The organism is Brucella pseudintermedia (assembly GCF_008932435.1).
GTDB classification, from domain to species: Bacteria; Pseudomonadota; Alphaproteobacteria; order Rhizobiales; family Rhizobiaceae; genus Brucella; species Brucella pseudintermedia.
In genome coordinates, this window is record NZ_WBWE01000013.1 from 29,961 (window position 1) to 45,440 (window position 15,480).

Genomic DNA, 15,480 nt, shown 5'->3' on the forward strand with positions numbered 1-15,480 from the left:
ATAAGCACATAGCCGGTGATGATGAGGGCGTTACCGATACGTTGGCTCATGCTGCCCTCCGCATGTCTAGCGCACTGCGACCAGGTAACGGATCGCCCATGATCCTTGCTGTTTTGGATCGGGTATCGTCTGGGATGGACTGACGCATAAGAGCTTCATGCTCTTTCGAAATGCTGGGGGCAGTCCGTTCCTGCTTTCGCAAAAGGCTGGTCGTGTTGTAGCAGCGCGTGGCGATGGATGCTTTGCTGCGACCGGGAAGGAGACCAGTCTTGAATATCTTGCCCGGCGATAGTCCTTCCTTGCGGTGCAGGCGCTCGATAATCTCTAGCTCTTCCTCAGTCCAAGCCGCTGAAAACTTCCCGGTGTTGAGACCATTCCGGCGAACGATTTCCTGAAGCTTCTTGCTTCCGATCTTCAACTCATGGCGGATTTCGTTCTGGTTCACGCCATCCTTGACCATCTGGACGATCTTGGCTTCGAGTTCCTTATCTTCACGAGACATTATGCGGCCTCCTGTAGATACCGCGCTGCTTCCAGAACGTGCTCATGGTCCGATACCTGAGTACCGTCGAGCGCTGAGAGGACACGGCGAAGGTGATAGTCAGCGTTGAAGGCTGGTTTCAGTGCGATGCTCCGGCGTATACCGGGACGTCTGACGATCAAGTCGCGCTCTTCAAGCCCTTCAATGATGCGATGGACACCAGACTTGGAATGCAAGCCAAGCGCTTCCTGGATTTCCTCATACGAAGGGCCGTAGCCCTTCTCATCGATGAATGAACGGATGAAGTCGTATGCATCTTTCTGGCGTGGCGTCATGGAGAGCATTAGGCAGCCTCCCCTCGAGCTTTGGCGAGAGCGGCACGACCGATGTTCAATCGACGGTGTTGCTCTTCAAATAATTCAGGCTCCTCTTCGCCTTCACCGTACTCGACCAGTAGTTTCAAGGCGTTATAAAGATCATCAATAATCTCCTGCGCGTCCTTATGACTGGCGAGGGCAATATCGCAGTCAGGGGCGCGGCCGTCGTCAGGCAGAACCAATGTCTGTGACTTGTTAATCATGAGGAGTTCGAACCCGGACTTGTTTGTCCAGGCGATGATTGGCAGTTGCTTGGCCATCACGCGGCCTCCACGTCAGGGAAGTCGGGGTCGCCGGTTTCTTCCTCGGCCTCGGAATTGATCTTTTCCATCGCGTTCTTGAGGTTGTCGCGCATGATCTCTTGGCCACGGTGCCACCCCCTCATCCACGCCTGATCCTCGTCAGAACCCTTGTCGTGGCTGCTTTCCGGGTCTTTACCGGCTAGACCTGCAAGCTCGCCCTCGCCTTCAATGCGCTCAATGGCTGGCGCACGGTCGCGGAGTAGATCGGACTGGAAACCCGGCGTCAGGTTCAACCACGAAAGAACTTCGCCATGCGCAAGGAAGCGGTCAGTCACGGTAGCCTTGTCGTCGGCGTTGATCGCCTTGATGGCATAGTCCAGATCGCCCAGAACTATACCGTCAGCCTGAGCTACCTTGCCGTCCGCTTTCTTGGCTGCGTTGATTTCTGCGGCCTTGCTGATGTGAGACATACGCTTGCGCAGGTGATGGAAGAAAAGCGCCTTGCGTTCATTCTCGGTAAGCTGCGAATTATGGCCTGCGTTCATTTCACTTCTCCCGGTGCTGGAATGTTGAACTCTTCTTCAAGGGTCGGCCAATCGGCTAACTCCGGGCAGACGCGATCCGCTAGGTGATCGGCCTTATCTCGAAGCGTAGCGGCGAGACGCATTCGTCTCCGCAGCGATAGCCATCTGAGCAATGCGAGCGGTTTTGGCTTTGAACGCCTTCGTGCGCTTGCCTTCCTCTTCGAGTTCCGCCTGAAGGCAAGCAGAACCCGCTCCCATGTCCGGCTGGACAGGCTCGTAATAAGTCTCATGGTTTGCTCGTAGATTTTGGCGCTCCGCATAGTAGCGGGCGGCTGCTTCTTCATTGCGCTGGCACATGTCGTTGTATGCCAACATGAGCGCCCGGTAGGCCGAACCGGCCACATCGGTCATTTCCTCGTAACGGTAGCGCAAGCGCTTGAGGTAACTCTCTGAAACACCAGTACGTTTTGCTACGCGGTAACGTGCGGCCTCGCGGGTGTCGCCAAGGCCCTTGTACTCGGCTTTTTGCAGCTCTTCGGCCCAATAACGGGCGTCATCTATGGCTGTAAAACCCATGCTCATTTTGTTGTCCTCGGAAACTGTTTTTCCGTACGCGGAAATTCTTTGTTCAGACATGCAATCTCTCCACGGCTAAGTTGAAGCCGTGGAAGAGAGCTGGTCGTGGTGACCAGTTGTCCTGAAGGGAACTGAAGTGATGAAGATGAAGCGGACAGCCCGGAAAGCCTGGAAGACTGACACTGGCGTCCAACTCGTCTTGTGGTACTGGCCTGAAAACTCACCACGAAAGCCGAAGGGAAGCATCTTGGCAGAGCGCAATCCTTTCGATCCTTTCCGGTGATGTTCATGGCCATGTTCCTGATTTCTGCATTAAAAATCGAAAACAATAGCGGCGGTCATAAACGACGCTATTCCAAGGCTGAAGCCAGCGCAGAACATGCCAACAAAGCTATCTGTCGATGTTGCTACCGCTAAATTGAAGAGGAACGCTCCGAAGTTCAGAAGGGCTGCAATGCGCATAGCTTGGTCCTTTGTGAAATGGGTTGCCCGGAGACCCGTCAGGGAGATCAAATCTCCGGGCTTATTACCTACCGAGTAACAGGCGGGGGCGAGGTGTCCCCGGCAGGCAATGGGTTAAGCGGCGGAAGCTGTTCGGGCCAACACGTACTCGCGGATTTCACCGGCATGAGAACGACAACCAGAAGCCATATCCTCAAGCTGAGTGGCTCGATTGATCAGTTCAAAATCGCTGCACTGATCCACAGGAACGAGGACACTTTTGCCCTGACGTTTCATTGGGTAAGCCTTACAGAGATGCTTGAAGCCCGGGAGAAGGAGTTCCGCGTCAGTGGTATCTTTCGCGTCGTACTTTCCGATGACGCTCTTTGCGATGCGCTTCACATCCTTGAAGGTATGAACGCGATAAAACTCAGCGCCTTCACCTTCAATTGTTCCGCGCTTTTCCATCAGCCCGAGACAGAGCATATCGACATCTACAACGATGCCATTTGCGAGGTTTTCGGCCACGATCTGATGCATTTCAGAACGTATTTTAAATTCATCCATGTCTCATATCCTTGTAATGATGCGGTCATGCGTGGCGTCAATCGCGGCGATAGCCTTGCGGACGCGTTCTCGCTCGCTGTCGATCAAGACAGGGAGAATTGTGTCGAGAGCCATGGCTTCGACTTCGCGCTGATAAGCCTCCAGCGCCTGCACGAAGTGCATGGACCGGTTGAACTCTTGCGGATCGCGACCTTTGAGATCGATTACCGGCTTGGGAGCGGCTTTCTTGCCTTGCTCGGCAAGCTTGGTGACGGTCGGCGGGTTCTGGCTTTCGACCTGACGCTCAAAATCTTCGTCGGGAATGTTGGCAACTCGAAGCGCGGTGTGCATCTGGTCGCGGGACAAGCCAGCTTCTTTTGCAACTTCCAACCTAGTAGGAACGCCCCCACTAGGTTCAAGGTCGGTACGCTTCCCCGACTGTGGCTCGATCTGCTTGAGCAGTTCACCGGCCCGACGAATGGCACGATCCCGAATGCGGGTAGCCATCTTCATCATTTCGTCGTCGTTGGCCTGCTTTGCATAGGAAGCGAGGGCGGCTGCCTTATCTGCCCATGTCACGCATTCATCTATCTGGACACATTCCGAGAGTGCGTTCTTTGCGTTCTGGTAGGTCGCTGGAAGTTGCGCACTGGCTGGATTGATAGTTGCTGGCGTTTGGTACTGGATCATGTTCACGCTGCCTTCTCCCCATACAGATCGGGACGAAGCTCATGGCGGGAAATGCCAGATACCCTTTCGATTTCCAGAACGCGCTCCGCAGGAACACGTTTCCAAGAGTACATGGCGGTGTGTTTGATGTTGAGGGCGCGGGCTAGCGCAACGACGCCTCCCACTTCCTCTGCTGCTTTTGCGACAATCTCGATCATGGTAGGCAGTTGTAGGCTATACCTACCTACCTTGTCAAGCGTCATATGTAGGTGATTTTTACGTAGGCGGGATTTACAACGGCGCTATGGAAACAATTGGCGATAGAATACGTCGAGCACGGACCCAAAAAGGACTTACGCAACAACAGCTTGCCGACCATTTCGGCATAGCTCGCGTTTCTGTGACCCAGTGGGAAAATAATACAACGCAGCCCGGCAGCGACAAGTTAATAGGTCTCACGGAACTGCTTGGCGGGGACGCCGAATGGTATATCACCGGTCATGGAATGCCGCCCCTATCAGATGGAGTGAGAATATCCGTCAAGCAAAGTGGCCGCCCGAAGCGCGAAATGACCGACGCTCCAAACGCCACCATTGGTGAAAAAGTAACCGGTGCTGGCGTAATGGTTCCTGTCTATGGTCAGGCAGTTGGCGGGATCGACGGGCAGTTTCTGATGAACGGTACTATTCTGTATGAGGTGATGGCACCGCCGCAAATCGCGGCAATATCCGGCGCGTATGGCGTCCAGATATCCGGTGACAGCATGTTCCCACGCTATGAGGATGGAGAAGTTGCCTTTGTCGATCCGCGCCGTCGGGTCAAGAAGGGTGATTATGTCGTCGCCCAAATCCAGTTTGACGAACACGAACCGCCACACGCCTACGTGAAGCGCTTTGTTCGTCACAATGCTGAAGAGCTTGTGCTCTCGCAGTTCAACCCGCCGAAAGAACTGATTTTCGATCACGACCAGGTTGTGTCTGTGCACTTCATTGCACTGGCGGGAGTTGCTTGAAAGCGGCTCTATCTCCGGAAGAGTGGGAACGGATTAAGGGTGAATAGGGGGCGGGATGAGCGATAGAGATAATTTTTTTGACCAGTTTAACACGCCGAAGGCAGTTTCTATCATTGCGGAAAAGGTTGCTGGAAAGCCTTGCCCCATGTGCGATGCGGCTGACTGGCATTTGGAGGTAAGCAGGACGTTGGAAGGCGAAGTTCCGTCAACTGCATTTCTTTTGAAGGATCCGCGAATGTATTGGGATGGAGCGCCTTCCATTCCTGCCGTGGCCTTTTCATGCGGTAATTGCGGCTTCATTCGACTTCATAATATCCCGCTCGTATTGAGGGGGGCAAAAGCAAATGGCGAGTGATCGAGATCCCAAACCATTCGACAGTTCATCGAACGTGTCTTATATTCACCAGGATAAGAAAGGCGGGCAGCCGCCTTCTGGAGGTGATGAATTGGAAATTCGCGTTTCTGCCCTAGAGGCAACATCAAAGCGCATTGAAGATAAGCTCGATAAAATCATCGATAAGGTGAGCAAGGTCGAGATTGATGTCGCTCGCCTAGATGGCAAGGTCAGCACACTTCCGACCACTCTGCAATTATTGGGTTTCGTAGTCGCTGTATTGGCGATAGCCGGTCTATCGAAATATCTTGCACCCTGAACTCAGCCCCGCTTCGGCGGGGTTTTTCATTAATCATTCAGATACAGATCACTTTGAGGTGCGCTTCAAGCTTTCTCTCAAGTCTTCCCATAAGGTGACTACTTTTTTCATCGCCCAATACAGGTTCATCGCGCCTAGCATGAGCGTGATTGACGCGACCATTACGCAGAACTGACCGAAATACGGTGAGTTGAATAACTCTTTCATCACTTCCTCCTACGCCGCTTTGGGCTGGTTGCGCGTTATTCCTCAACGCATACTGTCTTACGTTTCAGTTCTTATCTCTGATTTCTTGTTCTGAAGGTTGGTGGGGGAAGGGTTCCAGCTAAAGACCCCCCTACCCCCAGAAAGACAAAAGCCTTCCCAGAGGTGGGGGATCGTTTAGCATGTCCTGAAGGCCGGAGCCGGGAATGGGACACACGCTAGAGCGCCTCTCGGCCACCCGTCCTCTGTTTCTGACAGCACCGTAGGACTTACGACCCCCGCGCTTGCAGCTTCATCAGCAAGGGAATTGCACCCTCGTCGCTGCTTCGATTTCCTCACCAATAGTCCCTACCTACATCGCGTGTCAAATTTTTTTGTAGGTCATGCCTACTTTTTTCGTTTGACAATGTAGGTAGGCATGGCTTACATAGGGTCATCAAAGCGGTTCACGAAGAAGCCAACGCGCCGATCTGTCCCGCGAGATTTCACCAAGAGGTCAAGAGATGCGTGACATAGCCCTGAATACTGATGAACGCATCTTGCTCAAGGTGCCCACGTCTTCGGGATGGGAATGGTTCGATCCGATGTTGGTTTCCGGTGCCACGTTCTTCGATGTGGCTAACGAGGCAACCTACCGGAATGCACTGGATATCGTTCGTTTCGATGGATCGACGCTGACTGGCGAGATCATCAACGAACAGGCCGCACCGTACTTTTCTGGCGATTTTGACGCCCCGCCTTTGTGGGTGAAGGACACGCCATTCTTCAAGCAGATGGCTTTCGAGGAAGAAGAGGACCGGCGCAATCAGGTCCGCCACGAGCGGTCTTTCAAATCACCATCGATCTATCGGGGAGTAGCCTGATGTTCTCTGCACTGATGATTTCCACGGCTCTGTCCGTCGTACCAGCCACCAGACCGCACGATCCGCATGTTGGGTTTGTGCTGGTTGAAAACCGGGTAGTCGAGCAGATCGGCCCATTCTGGGACCGCGAGGATTGCGAATTCGTCGGCAAGGGCATCGTGAACCACGCCTTTGAATTGATCTTCCGGCCCTACCAGACAGGCCCCGATGAGGCGCTTCGCCTGATGACCACGGAAGTTGTTTGCCAGCGGAGGGAGAAATGATCGCCTCCCCATTCGATCACCTAATCACCATGGCACTGATCGTCGCTTTTATAGCGCTGTGCCAGAGCAAGAGGACGAGGCCGTGACTGAAGAAGACGTAAAAGCATTCCTCGAAGCCAACCGTGAAGACATTAACGCGCAGGTAAAGCAGCGGCTGATTGACGGGCTTCTCCAATCTCACCGGTGGGAAATGTCGGACCAGATTTCGAAGGTCGTAGGCGAGTTCATGGCTGAGGAAGTCATGCCGGAAGTGAAGAAGTTTCTGGCTTCCGAAAAAGGTCCGATCATCGAAGCTGCCATAGGTGCAGCAAGCCAAATCGGCGACATGCTTACGCAGGAAATGGTCAAGAAAGCCGCGAAGAACGTCGGTGAAGGAAGTTACCGATATCGCGATGTCATCAAGCAGATTTTTGAGTGAGGCCCCGATGCGTGACCTTATCGAAGACGCTCTTAGCTTCATCGCCGTTTCAACCTTCATCGCAACGTTTGCAGTATGGGCCGCGTATCTGGCCGAGAAAGTGTGAGTGAGATGGAACCCGCATACATACTTTTCGTCTGCATGGGTATTTCTGGATGGGGTTGCGGAGCGGTGGACAACACACCGCCAATGCCGAAGGCCGACTGCTTCGAAATACTTAGCAGTATGCGCTTCGATACCGACGCACCAGGAGACACACGCCGGTCAACGGTTGCCTACTGCAAGCCAGCTTCAACAGCAAAGCAGGAGCCAGCAAAATGACCGCCCTGTTCCAAGTAAGCCGCAAGCCCCGCGCCCAGACTATCCACGTATCCGGTCACGACAGAAAGAAGCCGGATCGGTTCACGCAACACGTAATCCAGACAGCAATCCAGATGCAGAGAGAACTAGCAGCCGAGAACGCTGAATACGTCCGCGCTCTGGAAGTCGGGTTGGCAGATTTTTCGGGAGAGTGATGTGAAAATCGAGAGCAAATATTCGATTGGAGATACGGTCTATCTGGGCCGCACAGTCGCCAATCGTAAGCAGCGCCCCTGCCCCGATTGCCTTGGCACCAGGAAGTGGAAGGCTACCTCACCGGCTGGAACTGATTATGATTTTTCGTGCCCACGGTGCAGCACTTCGTATCGAAGCAACCACGATATGTCGCTGGAATACTCGCTGTTTGAGCCGTTCGTAAACAAGCTGACTATCGGCAGCGTTCAGTTCAATAGCGCAGAAGGCGCTTATGATCACGGCTTTCGGTACATGTGTGTCGAGACAGGCGTGGGTTCTGGTTCGGTTTACAATGAATGCGACCTACACCTTTCGGAAGATGAAGCCATTGCAGCTGCGCAACTGATCGCCAACGAGCAGAACCAGACCGTTGATTGGGTTGTCAAACAGTTCAACCAGACGCTGGAAATATCAGATTATCAACTCGGTAGCGCTGCCCTTAAGCTAGCCTCTGACAAGGTACATGCGTCTGTCTCAATGCTTTATCGCCTGCAAGACCTATTCGAACAGATCAAGGAAGCAGACGACAAGGACGAGATACTTGAAGCCATCAGTGATTATGTCGAACACGACTGGCAAAGGGACAAGGAAAAGGCGCTTGAGCTAGCCCGTGGAGGTGATCGTGACTGACACCTTGCAGCATCAAGACGGCATTTGGTTCGGCTTGTCTGACACCGACTATCACGCTGATAAGGCTTTGGGATCAACTGGTCTTAAGAAGCTTGTCCATAGCGCGCCTGACTTCTGGTTTGAAAGCTGGATGAACCCGCACCACGAGGACAATGATACCGAAGCCAAGGTATTCGGTCGCCGCCTTCATACGTGCGTTCTGGAAGGCGTTGACAAGTTCAAGTCGCTCTACGCGCCGTATATGGGCAAAGGCAACGAGAAGGCCGGAATAGCCGAAATAAAGGCCATCAAAGAAGCAGGCAAAGAGCCGATCAAGATCAAGGACTACCACAAGATTTTGCTTGCTTCTCTCTTCATCAAGAAGAACCGGACGCTGGAAAAAGCTTTCGAGGGTGGTTTGCCGGAAGTGTCTGTATTCTGGACTGTCGATGACATCAGATACAAGGCGCGGTTCGATTATCTGCAAACCCGGTCAATCGTTGATCTGAAATCCATCGACAACCAGAAGGGCATCGAGTTCACCCAGGCATGTCGAAACGCCATTGCCAACTATGACTACATCGTCTCGGCTCACCATTATTCCGAAGGCCGCAGACAGATGAAACGGCTCTTGCAGGAAGGCTTAGTGTTTGGCCTGCCCGCTGGAATGGATGGATGGCTGATTAATGTCGCCAACTTCCAGAGCTTCGCGTTTGTCTTTGTGTTTTGGCAGAAGTCAGCCGCACCGATCTCGCACGGAATAATGATCTCGCCGGATAACCCGATCTACGACAGAGCATCAGAAATGATCGCTAAGGCGGTCGCCAATTATCGCCGGTACATGGACGAGTTCGGACCGGATGAGCCTTGGGTGCCAACGACCCAGCTAGACGAACTTTATGAGACAGACATGCCGGTTTGGTACCAGCAGAAGCTTATCGGAGCGTGAAATGAACGATATTTCAACACAACAGGTCGCCAAGCGAGATCGTATCGACGTGCTTGACGCGGTGCCGCTTCTGGATACTGGCAGATTTGAACACATGCAGCGGGTTGCTACCGTTATGGCGCGTTCAACTCTGATGCCGGAAAGCCTCTACATGACGGGCAAGAAGGACGAAAAGGAAATGCTGCCTTACGAGCAAATCCTGTCCAACTGCTTTTTGGTAGTGAACCAGGCTGTTAGATGGGGTCTGGACCCGTTCGCAGTTGCACAGTGCGTTTCCGTTGTCCATGGCAAGCTTTGCTACGAGGGCAAGCTGGTGTCCGCAGTCTTGCAAGCCAAGATGGGAATGAGCCTACATCACCATTTCGACGGTGAAGGCGACGCCATGCGCATCTATCTCAGTGACAAGCCGTTGACAGAGAAGATTATTCCCGAACTTCGTCCCGGTTATCGTCGTCAGGATATGCGGTTGCTCGATGGTTCTGTGGCCGAATGGAAAACTACGGGAACGGGCACCCCTTGGACAGCCAAGAACTTTAACCGAATGCTCGTCTATCGCGGGACAAGAGATTGGTGCCGCATATACGAACCAGCCCTGATGCTTGGCGTCTACACCGACGACGAAATGGTGGACATGACGGAGGCTTCGCGCTTTCGCAGAGCCAATGACATCACGCCGGTCCAGACCGTTGCTGATCCTTTCGGAGATGAGCCACAGAGCGCGAAAATCGAAGAAGCGGAGATTGTTACCGAAGAAACCGAAATACCAGCCAGCGAGCCGGATGCGGGCGAACAGGGGGTGTCTGAAGATGACGCAGGTCAGCCAAGCGCAGAGGTCGAGAAGCGGGAGCTTATGAGGCTGGTTGTCCAACTGGTCGCGCTGACCAAGGAATGCGACCCGAACGACCCTGAGACCGTCAAGGCCGGTGTTATGGATTGGGCCAAGGGCTTCATGACCACAGCCCAGATAAAGTCCCAGGAAGGCATCGCGAAGGCACGGAAAATTACAAGCTGGTTTGGCGGCGTAGCGGTTGGCTTCAACACGCAACAGTCAGCCTTGGAAGACGCTTGCGCTCTTATCGGTGCCGATGTTGCTGAACTGGATGAGGTGGAATGATGGCTCGCCGCGAGTTCACCAAGGAAATCAAACGTGCCGCTCTGCGCCGGTCACTCGGTAAGTGTGAGGCCATTGGCGAAATGTACGGCTTCAAACAGGGCCAGCGTTGCAATGCGCCTCTATCCGTTGGCGTCCAATACGATCACATCATTGCCGACAGCATCGGCGGTGAACCGACACTGGATAACTGCGCCGCCGTTTGTGTGTCTTGTCACGGATACAAAACCCGCACGGTTGATACACCAAGAGCCGCCAAAACCAAGCGGATGAGCGACAAGGCTAAAGGTATCGTTCGCCCGAAAGGCACGATCAAAGGACAAGGCTTTGCCAAGTCCGAGAAGTCGCCGCGCATCGACAAATCCGCCCTTCCACCACTTCCACCATCCCGCTTGATGCAGGCGGGAACTGCGAGGAACCAGCCATGACCACCCTACCGGAAGAAGCCGTGAAGGCGGCAATAGCCGCGCACAACAAATACTACGACGATCTTGTCATCTATCCTTCGGAGGAACCTACGCCGGAAGGAGCTTTCCACGAGGCTTTGAAGGCCGCACTCCCCTTCCTCCCCGTGCAAGGGGCTGTGAAGAAGCTGGAGTGGCGGGAAGACAAATATCCCAAGAGCTACACCAGCGGCATCGGCCCTCTTACGTATTCTGTATTCTGGGATGACGAGGCTGAATGGAGCGACATACCTGAGCCGTACGATCTTATACTCGGAGAGGATGACGGCGACACACTAGGCAGCTTTGAAACCGCCGACGCCGCCAAAGCCGCCGCACAGGCCGACTTTGAGGCTCGCATCCTGTCCGCGCTTGAGCCTTCCGCAGCGCGTGAGCTGGCGTTGGATGTAGAATTCGCCACGATCCGGGCGATGATATATTGCTACGAGGGTGATAGCGCACAAGCGTTTGAGGCTCAGAAGGCACTCGCCAAGATAGAGGACGCCATCCGCACCCTACTCTCCCCGGACCATGCCGACGCCGGTAAGGTCGAGGGGGATGGGTGGAGGCCGATTGAGAGCGCGCCGAAGGATGGGACAGTAATCGACCTTTGGTCTGATGAATATGGACGGCTGACCGACTGCTATTGGGGCGCTCCGATGGCTTACGAAGGCGGCGAAACCGGCTGGGTTCACGCGCACTCCAACGAATGGGCGGAAAGTCCTGACGAGTTCGTCCACTGGCGTCCGCTGCCTCTCCCTCCCATCAAAGGAGGCCGAAATGGTTGAGTTTTGGAAACCTGTGGTCAGGTGGGAAGGATTATATGAAGTGTCGAACCTTGGGCGTGTTCGGTCCGTTAGCCGTTTGATCAAAAAACAAGACGGATCACTACAGCGCTTTCGCGCGCATCTTCTGACGGCTCGAAAGAATGGCACCGGTTACCTTACAGTTAGCCTATCCGATCTCTCGAATGGACGAAAAGCAACGGCTCGCGTTCATCGACTGGTAGCCGAAGCGTTCATCCCCAATCCTCTGGCTCTCCCAGAGGTGAACCATATCGACAGCGACAGAACAAATGCACGAGTTGATAACTTAGAGTGGGTAACGCCGTCTCAGAATAGATACCACGGTTATCATTTCGGAGCAGTTAGGCTTCCTCACAGAAAGGGCGAGTTAACTAATTCTGCGAAACTTTCACCACCAAAGGTCATTGAAATCAAGGAACTCGCGTTTCGAGGGCTTTCATCCCGTCAGATAGCAAGAAGGTTCGACGTAGATAAGAGCACGGTTTTGCGTGTTCTTCACGGGAGCACTTGGGCGCATGTGTCCCCCTCTGCACCATCGGAGGGCGCGGAATGAGCAGGGAAATCATACTCGGGTGGGGCGCTCCATCAATCCAAGAACAGTTTCCCGAACTGGACGACGATGTGGCTGACCATTTCCAGAAGGATAGTGAGGCGCTTTCAAGGCTGCGTCTTCGCGGCTACGTCACGGATAGTCAGCGTGATGCGATCATCAAGAAGCTTTTCAAGAGCATTTCCACGGCGGTTATCAGCGCCACCCACCCATCAGGAGGCGACCGTCATGGCGAGTGAAGACCTTTTGAAGAAAGCCGTTGCCGCTTTCAATGCCCTGTCGCCAGAGCAACAGGCTGAAATGATGGAAGAGCAGCGCCAGTCATGGGTACGCGGTAACGTTGGCCTGAGCCGGGATGAGCGCGGTATGACTTCTCCGGTGATGCCTCAGCCCACGACCGTCATGGTGAGTGAACTGAAGCCTTGGAGATACGAGATTAAGTACGGTCCCGATGGCGAAGACAGCTATTCGTGGGTTTATGACGATCAAGGTGTAATGGTCGCTCCAATGCGAACGCATAAAGCCAAGGAAGTTGTTGACGCCATGAACACCCGCCCCGCGCCTGCCGCTACAGATACGGGACTGGAGACGGTGGCAGGAGTTAGCATCAGTAAAAAGTTTTATGATCACCTTGATGCACTTGCGGGTTATTTTATAGCCAGACCGCCTACGCCCGATCATGAATTTGTGAGGGTATGTAACGGCGATCTTCGGAAGCTTAATGAATTCCTCAATAATATTAACAGCGACGAACTCGTCACCCGCTCGCAGGCTGTGGAGCTATTGGCGGCGGAACGGGCACGGTATGTGGAAGCAAGCCAGCGCGCAACCAATGAAGAAAGCTTGAGAGACACTATGCATCGCGGCCTTCGACGATGGAAGGAACGTGCCGAGAAAGCCGAAGCCGACAACGCGGCGCTGACTGCGCGGGTTAAGGAGATGGAGGAAGCTTTAGATAGCGATCCGTCCGGTTCTGATTTGTGGCGATACTGGTCACGGAAAGCACGTGAAGCATCGCAGAAATATGTCGATGAAGTGGACCGCGCCGAAGCCCTCGAAGCCAAGCTCGCGGCTGCTGAAAAGGCGTTGGAGCCGTTTGCGGACCATGCCAATGACCGCGCCGTAGACGATACAGGCTGGCGCGACAAAGAGACGGTTAAGATTGTCGTATCAATTGGCGACCTCCGCAAAGCCCGCGCCGTGCTGGAAGGGAAGCTGTCATGATCGTCACCACCACATGGCACAACGCTGGCCCTCACACAATTTACGGAAAGCTTGAAACGCGGCTTGGTCGCAAACCAACCGACAAGGAAGCCGCAGACGAAGTGCGGCGCATTCTACAGGAGGCGCGTTCATGAAAGCCGAGAAACGCGAAGTCTATATCTCTGACGATGGCAAGGTTTTCGACACGGTTGAAGCCTGTCAGGCTCATGAGCGGGAAATTGCAGCGAACGCTAAGCGCCTCGATAACCTCAAGGGGTACATTGTGCGCAGTTCCTTCGACAGCACAGAAGGTCGAGGATATCACCGAACCACATATATTCTGACCGATGCGTCATTTTCCGTTGTGCTGGAATACTGCCTTGATCGGTTCGGGCGTCCGCTGTCTGGCTGGTATGGCGACGGGTACTATGAGCAATGGCTTATCCGCCAATCTGATGGGCCTGCTGCTGAACTGCTCAATAGGTCGAAGGGATCACATAGCGGCGTCGGGCTGTCTGCTGGTGTCGCTGATGTGGTCTTTCTATCGAATAAAGCGATCGATCATCCAGACATTCCCAAACCTGTCTACCCGTGGCCGAAAAAGAAGGACGCGAAGAAATGACCGACCTCATTACCCGCCTTTCCAAGCTAGACGCGCCTGACAGGGAAGTGGATGCGGAGATTTGTATCGCTCTCCAATATGTCACTCAGAAAGGCGCAACCAATATTCGCCGCGATACCGACGAAGAATTCAAGGACGAATGGCTTGACTTTGAAGTCGATGGCGAATTGTGGACTGAGAAAACACCCAAACTCACTGCCTCCGTAGACGCCACTATCGCGCTGGCTGAGAGGGTGTTACCGGGGTGGAAGTGGCGAGTTGGGAGAACAGAACTTTTCCCGAATGGATGGGCATATGTTCACAAATACGACCCGTCAAACTGCGACAGGAAAGACGAAGCAGCGTGCGCTGATGGCAGAGCCGCAAATCCTGCCATCGCCCTTCTGATCGCCCTCTTGCGCGCAAAGGAGGCGTCGAATGCCTGAGAAGTTCACATCGAAATCGAAATACTATCGCGCTTTCTACAATGAGATGCTGAGGTATTGGCCGAACGTGACGGCAAGCGAAGCGCGGGAATACGCCAGAGAATACACAAGCGCGGAGTTCGGGCATTCGGGCTTCGACTGGAGCGAGGAAGCCGCACGGGAAATGGCGCGGTCCTATGTCGCTGACTTTGGGGAGGCCGACCATGCCGAGTAAGGAACTCATCGCTCAAGTCGAACAGATGGTCTGGAAGGACCGTGCACGAGTGGTTCCGGCTCGCTCCATAGACATTGCGCAGGAAATAACAATCGCCGTTCTCGTGTCTGTCGCAGAACACCTAGATCACAAGGCCGAGGCGGCTCGGAAGCATGCGAAAGCTTTCCACGACAAGCTGAAGAGCGGGAAATACGGGCTGAAAAAGCAAACCCGGTTCTATGAAGAAGGGAAGCACTACAACCGTCTGGCAATCGGCTATGCGAAGTCAGCCCGCGCTATCCGCGCACTTGGGGAGCAGAGCGAATGAAGCTGACAGACGAAGATCGGAAGTTTCTCAGCGCTCTCAGGCCAGATGGGGAGCCTACATCATCTTGGCCTCTTCCGCTGGCAACACGCGCACAGGATCGTGCCCGTGCCCGCGCCAAGAAATTCGGATGGGCCGTTTTCGACCGGAAAGTTTGGGGATGGCGCTTGCTTGAAGCCGGTCGCCAAGCCCTGAAAGGCGGGGACCATGGCTAAGCTGACAGAAGCAGAATTTGCGCAACAGTGTGCATTCATCGCTAAGAATGCGGCAGATTGGGCATCGTCAATCTTAGAGATCGGAGAAGCTCTGAATGATCCTGCCCGGTTAACAACTGTGTGTCGCTTCACAGATGAAATGCGTCAACGGCTTGATCATCTTGACCGGAAAGCAGGCCGCGCCGCACTGCGGGAAAGGGAGTGA

General features: G+C 54.0%; 30 protein-coding genes. 21 read left to right on the plus strand and 9 right to left on the minus strand.

The genetic code is table 11. The features are described from left to right. Nucleotides 1-46: 46 nt before the first annotated feature. From F9K78_RS16815 to F9K78_RS16850, 8 genes are all read right to left on the minus strand, one after another. Nucleotides 47-502 (minus strand): Myb-like DNA-binding domain-containing protein, encoded by a 456-nt coding sequence (locus F9K78_RS16815; protein ID WP_151682444.1) that lies wholly within the window; start codon nt 500-502, stop codon nt 47-49. Next, nucleotides 502-825: a LexA family protein gene (locus F9K78_RS16820; RefSeq protein WP_235925462.1), complete on the minus strand. Its 324-nt coding sequence runs from the start codon at nt 823-825 to the stop codon at nt 502-504. The genes F9K78_RS16815 and F9K78_RS16820 overlap by 1 nt, the downstream gene beginning before the upstream one ends. Then, nucleotides 825-1,118, minus strand: a complete 294-nt coding sequence (locus F9K78_RS16825) for a hypothetical protein (RefSeq protein ID WP_151682445.1) — start codon at nt 1,116-1,118, stop codon at nt 825-827. The genes F9K78_RS16820 and F9K78_RS16825 overlap by 1 nt, the downstream gene beginning before the upstream one ends. Next, nucleotides 1,118-1,645: a hypothetical protein gene (locus F9K78_RS16830; protein WP_151682446.1), complete on the minus strand. Its 528-nt coding sequence runs from the start codon at nt 1,643-1,645 to the stop codon at nt 1,118-1,120. The genes F9K78_RS16825 and F9K78_RS16830 overlap by 1 nt, the downstream gene beginning before the upstream one ends. Nucleotides 1,646-1,738: 93 nt before the next feature. Continuing rightward, on the minus strand, nt 1,739-2,260 hold the full coding sequence (locus F9K78_RS16835; protein ID WP_151682447.1) for a hypothetical protein: 522 nt from the start codon (nt 2,258-2,260) through the stop codon (nt 1,739-1,741). Between the two features lie 516 nt (nt 2,261-2,776). Then, nucleotides 2,777-3,208: a hypothetical protein gene (locus tag F9K78_RS16840; protein ID WP_151682448.1), complete on the minus strand. Its 432-nt coding sequence runs from the start codon at nt 3,206-3,208 to the stop codon at nt 2,777-2,779. A gap of 3 nt (nt 3,209-3,211) precedes the next feature. Further along, nucleotides 3,212-3,883, minus strand: coding sequence for a hypothetical protein (locus F9K78_RS16845; protein WP_151682449.1), 672 nt, complete (start codon nt 3,881-3,883; stop codon nt 3,212-3,214). Next, nucleotides 3,880-4,074 (minus strand): transcriptional regulator, encoded by a 195-nt coding sequence (locus F9K78_RS16850; RefSeq protein ID WP_235925463.1) that lies wholly within the window; start codon nt 4,072-4,074, stop codon nt 3,880-3,882. Before F9K78_RS16850 ends, F9K78_RS16845 begins: the two co-directional genes overlap by 4 nt. A gap of 86 nt (nt 4,075-4,160) precedes the next feature. On the opposite strand from F9K78_RS16850, the gene F9K78_RS16855 reads away from it, so the two are divergent. Genes F9K78_RS16855 through F9K78_RS16865 form a run of 3 tightly spaced genes read left to right on the plus strand, consistent with a single transcriptional unit; the run spans nt 4,161 to nt 5,521 of the window. Further along, entirely contained in the window at nt 4,161-4,868 is a 708-nt protein-coding gene (locus tag F9K78_RS16855) for an XRE family transcriptional regulator (RefSeq protein ID WP_151682451.1), read from the plus strand. 55 nt (nt 4,869-4,923) lie between these two features. Continuing rightward, complete coding sequence (locus tag F9K78_RS16860; RefSeq protein WP_151682452.1) at nt 4,924-5,223, plus strand: hypothetical protein; 300 nt, start codon at nt 4,924-4,926, stop codon at nt 5,221-5,223. After that, the gene (locus tag F9K78_RS16865) at nt 5,213-5,521 is read left to right on the plus strand and encodes a hypothetical protein (protein ID WP_151682453.1); all 309 of its coding nucleotides are present in this window, start codon (nt 5,213-5,215) and stop codon (nt 5,519-5,521) included. The genes F9K78_RS16860 and F9K78_RS16865 overlap by 11 nt, the downstream gene beginning before the upstream one ends. Before the next feature lie 48 nt (nt 5,522-5,569). Here F9K78_RS16865 and F9K78_RS21925 read toward each other — a convergent pair whose 3' ends face one another. Next, complete coding sequence (locus F9K78_RS21925; protein WP_167518130.1) at nt 5,570-5,728, minus strand: hypothetical protein; 159 nt, start codon at nt 5,726-5,728, stop codon at nt 5,570-5,572. A 500-nt stretch (nt 5,729-6,228) separates the two neighbouring features. Here F9K78_RS21925 and F9K78_RS16870 point away from each other — a divergent pair, with 500 nt between their 5' ends. The 18 genes from F9K78_RS16870 (at nt 6,229) to F9K78_RS16950 (ending at nt 15,480) form a co-directional block, all read left to right on the plus strand. Next, on the plus strand, nt 6,229-6,588 hold the full coding sequence (locus F9K78_RS16870; protein WP_151682454.1) for a hypothetical protein: 360 nt from the start codon (nt 6,229-6,231) through the stop codon (nt 6,586-6,588). Beyond that, a complete protein-coding gene (locus tag F9K78_RS16875; protein ID WP_151682455.1) occupies nt 6,588-6,851 on the plus strand; it encodes a hypothetical protein in 264 nt (87 codons plus the stop codon). Before F9K78_RS16870 ends, F9K78_RS16875 begins: the two co-directional genes overlap by 1 nt. 82 nt (nt 6,852-6,933) lie before the next feature. After that, on the plus strand, nt 6,934-7,269 hold the full coding sequence (locus F9K78_RS16880) for a hypothetical protein (protein ID WP_151682456.1): 336 nt from the start codon (nt 6,934-6,936) through the stop codon (nt 7,267-7,269). 317 nt (nt 7,270-7,586) lie between these two features. After that, entirely contained in the window at nt 7,587-7,784 is a 198-nt protein-coding gene (locus F9K78_RS16885; protein WP_151682457.1) for a hypothetical protein, read from the plus strand. A 1-nt stretch (nt 7,785) separates the two neighbouring features. Next, complete coding sequence (locus F9K78_RS16890; protein ID WP_151682458.1) at nt 7,786-8,454, plus strand: hypothetical protein; 669 nt, start codon at nt 7,786-7,788, stop codon at nt 8,452-8,454. Then, nucleotides 8,447-9,382, plus strand: a complete 936-nt coding sequence (locus tag F9K78_RS16895) for a PD-(D/E)XK nuclease-like domain-containing protein (protein WP_151682459.1) — start codon at nt 8,447-8,449, stop codon at nt 9,380-9,382. The genes F9K78_RS16890 and F9K78_RS16895 overlap by 8 nt, the downstream gene beginning before the upstream one ends. A 1-nt stretch (nt 9,383) precedes the next feature. Beyond that, nucleotides 9,384-10,496, plus strand: a complete 1,113-nt coding sequence (locus F9K78_RS16900; protein WP_151682460.1) for a recombinase family protein — start codon at nt 9,384-9,386, stop codon at nt 10,494-10,496. After that, a complete protein-coding gene (locus tag F9K78_RS16905; RefSeq protein WP_235925464.1) occupies nt 10,493-10,921 on the plus strand; it encodes an HNH endonuclease in 429 nt (142 codons plus the stop codon). Before F9K78_RS16900 ends, F9K78_RS16905 begins: the two co-directional genes overlap by 4 nt. Further along, nucleotides 10,918-11,724 carry a hypothetical protein gene (locus F9K78_RS16910; RefSeq protein WP_151682461.1) on the plus strand — a complete coding sequence of 269 codons (807 nt, stop codon included), beginning with the start codon at nt 10,918-10,920 and terminating at the stop codon, nt 11,722-11,724. Before F9K78_RS16905 ends, F9K78_RS16910 begins: the two co-directional genes overlap by 4 nt. After that, nucleotides 11,717-12,295, plus strand: a complete 579-nt coding sequence (locus F9K78_RS22380; RefSeq protein ID WP_151682462.1) for an NUMOD4 domain-containing protein — start codon at nt 11,717-11,719, stop codon at nt 12,293-12,295. Before F9K78_RS16910 ends, F9K78_RS22380 begins: the two co-directional genes overlap by 8 nt. Further along, entirely contained in the window at nt 12,292-12,531 is a 240-nt protein-coding gene (locus F9K78_RS16920; protein WP_151682463.1) for a hypothetical protein, read from the plus strand. The genes F9K78_RS22380 and F9K78_RS16920 overlap by 4 nt, the downstream gene beginning before the upstream one ends. Next, nucleotides 12,521-13,516 carry a hypothetical protein gene (locus F9K78_RS16925; protein WP_151682464.1) on the plus strand — a complete coding sequence of 332 codons (996 nt, stop codon included), beginning with the start codon at nt 12,521-12,523 and terminating at the stop codon, nt 13,514-13,516. Before F9K78_RS16920 ends, F9K78_RS16925 begins: the two co-directional genes overlap by 11 nt. Then, complete coding sequence (locus F9K78_RS21930) at nt 13,513-13,650, plus strand: hypothetical protein (RefSeq protein ID WP_154144880.1); 138 nt, start codon at nt 13,513-13,515, stop codon at nt 13,648-13,650. Before F9K78_RS16925 ends, F9K78_RS21930 begins: the two co-directional genes overlap by 4 nt. Then, nucleotides 13,647-14,117 carry a hypothetical protein gene (locus F9K78_RS16930; protein WP_151682465.1) on the plus strand — a complete coding sequence of 157 codons (471 nt, stop codon included), beginning with the start codon at nt 13,647-13,649 and terminating at the stop codon, nt 14,115-14,117. Before F9K78_RS21930 ends, F9K78_RS16930 begins: the two co-directional genes overlap by 4 nt. Then, on the plus strand, nt 14,114-14,542 hold the full coding sequence (locus tag F9K78_RS16935) for a hypothetical protein (RefSeq protein WP_151682466.1): 429 nt from the start codon (nt 14,114-14,116) through the stop codon (nt 14,540-14,542). Before F9K78_RS16930 ends, F9K78_RS16935 begins: the two co-directional genes overlap by 4 nt. Beyond that, nucleotides 14,535-14,756, plus strand: coding sequence for a hypothetical protein (locus F9K78_RS16940; protein WP_151682467.1), 222 nt, complete (start codon nt 14,535-14,537; stop codon nt 14,754-14,756). Before F9K78_RS16935 ends, F9K78_RS16940 begins: the two co-directional genes overlap by 8 nt. Beyond that, nucleotides 14,746-15,063, plus strand: coding sequence for a hypothetical protein (locus F9K78_RS16945; RefSeq protein ID WP_151682468.1), 318 nt, complete (start codon nt 14,746-14,748; stop codon nt 15,061-15,063). The genes F9K78_RS16940 and F9K78_RS16945 overlap by 11 nt, the downstream gene beginning before the upstream one ends. Before the next feature lie 204 nt (nt 15,064-15,267). Then, nucleotides 15,268-15,480, plus strand: a complete 213-nt coding sequence (locus F9K78_RS16950) for a hypothetical protein (RefSeq protein ID WP_016057078.1) — start codon at nt 15,268-15,270, stop codon at nt 15,478-15,480.

What these genes read in the sequence shown, in the direction of transcription:
- F9K78_RS16945 (WP_151682468.1), top strand. Translation starts at nt 14,746, where the DNA reads ATGCCGAGTAAGGAACTCATCGCTCAAGTCGAACAGATGGTCTGGAAG.
- F9K78_RS16940 (WP_151682467.1), top strand. Translation starts at nt 14,535, where the DNA reads ATGCCTGAGAAGTTCACATCGAAATCGAAATACTATCGCGCTTTCTAC.
- F9K78_RS16860 (WP_151682452.1), top strand. Translation starts at nt 4,924, where the DNA reads ATGAGCGATAGAGATAATTTTTTTGACCAGTTTAACACGCCGAAGGCA.
- F9K78_RS21925 (WP_167518130.1), bottom strand. Translation starts at nt 5,728, where the DNA reads ATGAAAGAGTTATTCAACTCACCGTATTTCGGTCAGTTCTGCGTAATG.
- F9K78_RS16825 (WP_151682445.1), bottom strand. Translation starts at nt 1,118, where the DNA reads ATGGCCAAGCAACTGCCAATCATCGCCTGGACAAACAAGTCCGGGTTC.
- F9K78_RS22380 (WP_151682462.1), top strand. Translation starts at nt 11,717, where the DNA reads ATGGTTGAGTTTTGGAAACCTGTGGTCAGGTGGGAAGGATTATATGAA.
- F9K78_RS16925 (WP_151682464.1), top strand. Translation starts at nt 12,521, where the DNA reads ATGGCGAGTGAAGACCTTTTGAAGAAAGCCGTTGCCGCTTTCAATGCC.
- F9K78_RS16835 (WP_151682447.1), bottom strand. Translation starts at nt 2,260, where the DNA reads ATGTCTGAACAAAGAATTTCCGCGTACGGAAAAACAGTTTCCGAGGAC.
- F9K78_RS16875 (WP_151682455.1), top strand. Translation starts at nt 6,588, where the DNA reads ATGTTCTCTGCACTGATGATTTCCACGGCTCTGTCCGTCGTACCAGCC.
- F9K78_RS16855 (WP_151682451.1), top strand. Translation starts at nt 4,161, where the DNA reads ATGGAAACAATTGGCGATAGAATACGTCGAGCACGGACCCAAAAAGGA.
- F9K78_RS16935 (WP_151682466.1), top strand. Translation starts at nt 14,114, where the DNA reads ATGACCGACCTCATTACCCGCCTTTCCAAGCTAGACGCGCCTGACAGG.
- F9K78_RS16870 (WP_151682454.1), top strand. Translation starts at nt 6,229, where the DNA reads ATGCGTGACATAGCCCTGAATACTGATGAACGCATCTTGCTCAAGGTG.
- F9K78_RS16840 (WP_151682448.1), bottom strand. Translation starts at nt 3,208, where the DNA reads ATGGATGAATTTAAAATACGTTCTGAAATGCATCAGATCGTGGCCGAA.
- F9K78_RS16910 (WP_151682461.1), top strand. Translation starts at nt 10,918, where the DNA reads ATGACCACCCTACCGGAAGAAGCCGTGAAGGCGGCAATAGCCGCGCAC.
- F9K78_RS16930 (WP_151682465.1), top strand. Translation starts at nt 13,647, where the DNA reads ATGAAAGCCGAGAAACGCGAAGTCTATATCTCTGACGATGGCAAGGTT.
- F9K78_RS21930 (WP_154144880.1), top strand. Translation starts at nt 13,513, where the DNA reads ATGATCGTCACCACCACATGGCACAACGCTGGCCCTCACACAATTTAC.
- F9K78_RS16850 (WP_235925463.1), bottom strand. Translation starts at nt 4,074, where the DNA reads ATGATCGAGATTGTCGCAAAAGCAGCAGAGGAAGTGGGAGGCGTCGTT.
- F9K78_RS16885 (WP_151682457.1), top strand. Translation starts at nt 7,587, where the DNA reads ATGACCGCCCTGTTCCAAGTAAGCCGCAAGCCCCGCGCCCAGACTATC.
- F9K78_RS16905 (WP_235925464.1), top strand. Translation starts at nt 10,493, where the DNA reads ATGATGGCTCGCCGCGAGTTCACCAAGGAAATCAAACGTGCCGCTCTG.
- F9K78_RS16920 (WP_151682463.1), top strand. Translation starts at nt 12,292, where the DNA reads ATGAGCAGGGAAATCATACTCGGGTGGGGCGCTCCATCAATCCAAGAA.
- F9K78_RS16950 (WP_016057078.1), top strand. Translation starts at nt 15,268, where the DNA reads ATGGCTAAGCTGACAGAAGCAGAATTTGCGCAACAGTGTGCATTCATC.
- F9K78_RS16900 (WP_151682460.1), top strand. Translation starts at nt 9,384, where the DNA reads ATGAACGATATTTCAACACAACAGGTCGCCAAGCGAGATCGTATCGAC.
- F9K78_RS16820 (WP_235925462.1), bottom strand. Translation starts at nt 825, where the DNA reads ATGCTCTCCATGACGCCACGCCAGAAAGATGCATACGACTTCATCCGT.
- F9K78_RS16815 (WP_151682444.1), bottom strand. Translation starts at nt 502, where the DNA reads ATGTCTCGTGAAGATAAGGAACTCGAAGCCAAGATCGTCCAGATGGTC.
- F9K78_RS16830 (WP_151682446.1), bottom strand. Translation starts at nt 1,645, where the DNA reads ATGAACGCAGGCCATAATTCGCAGCTTACCGAGAATGAACGCAAGGCG.
- F9K78_RS16865 (WP_151682453.1), top strand. Translation starts at nt 5,213, where the DNA reads ATGGCGAGTGATCGAGATCCCAAACCATTCGACAGTTCATCGAACGTG.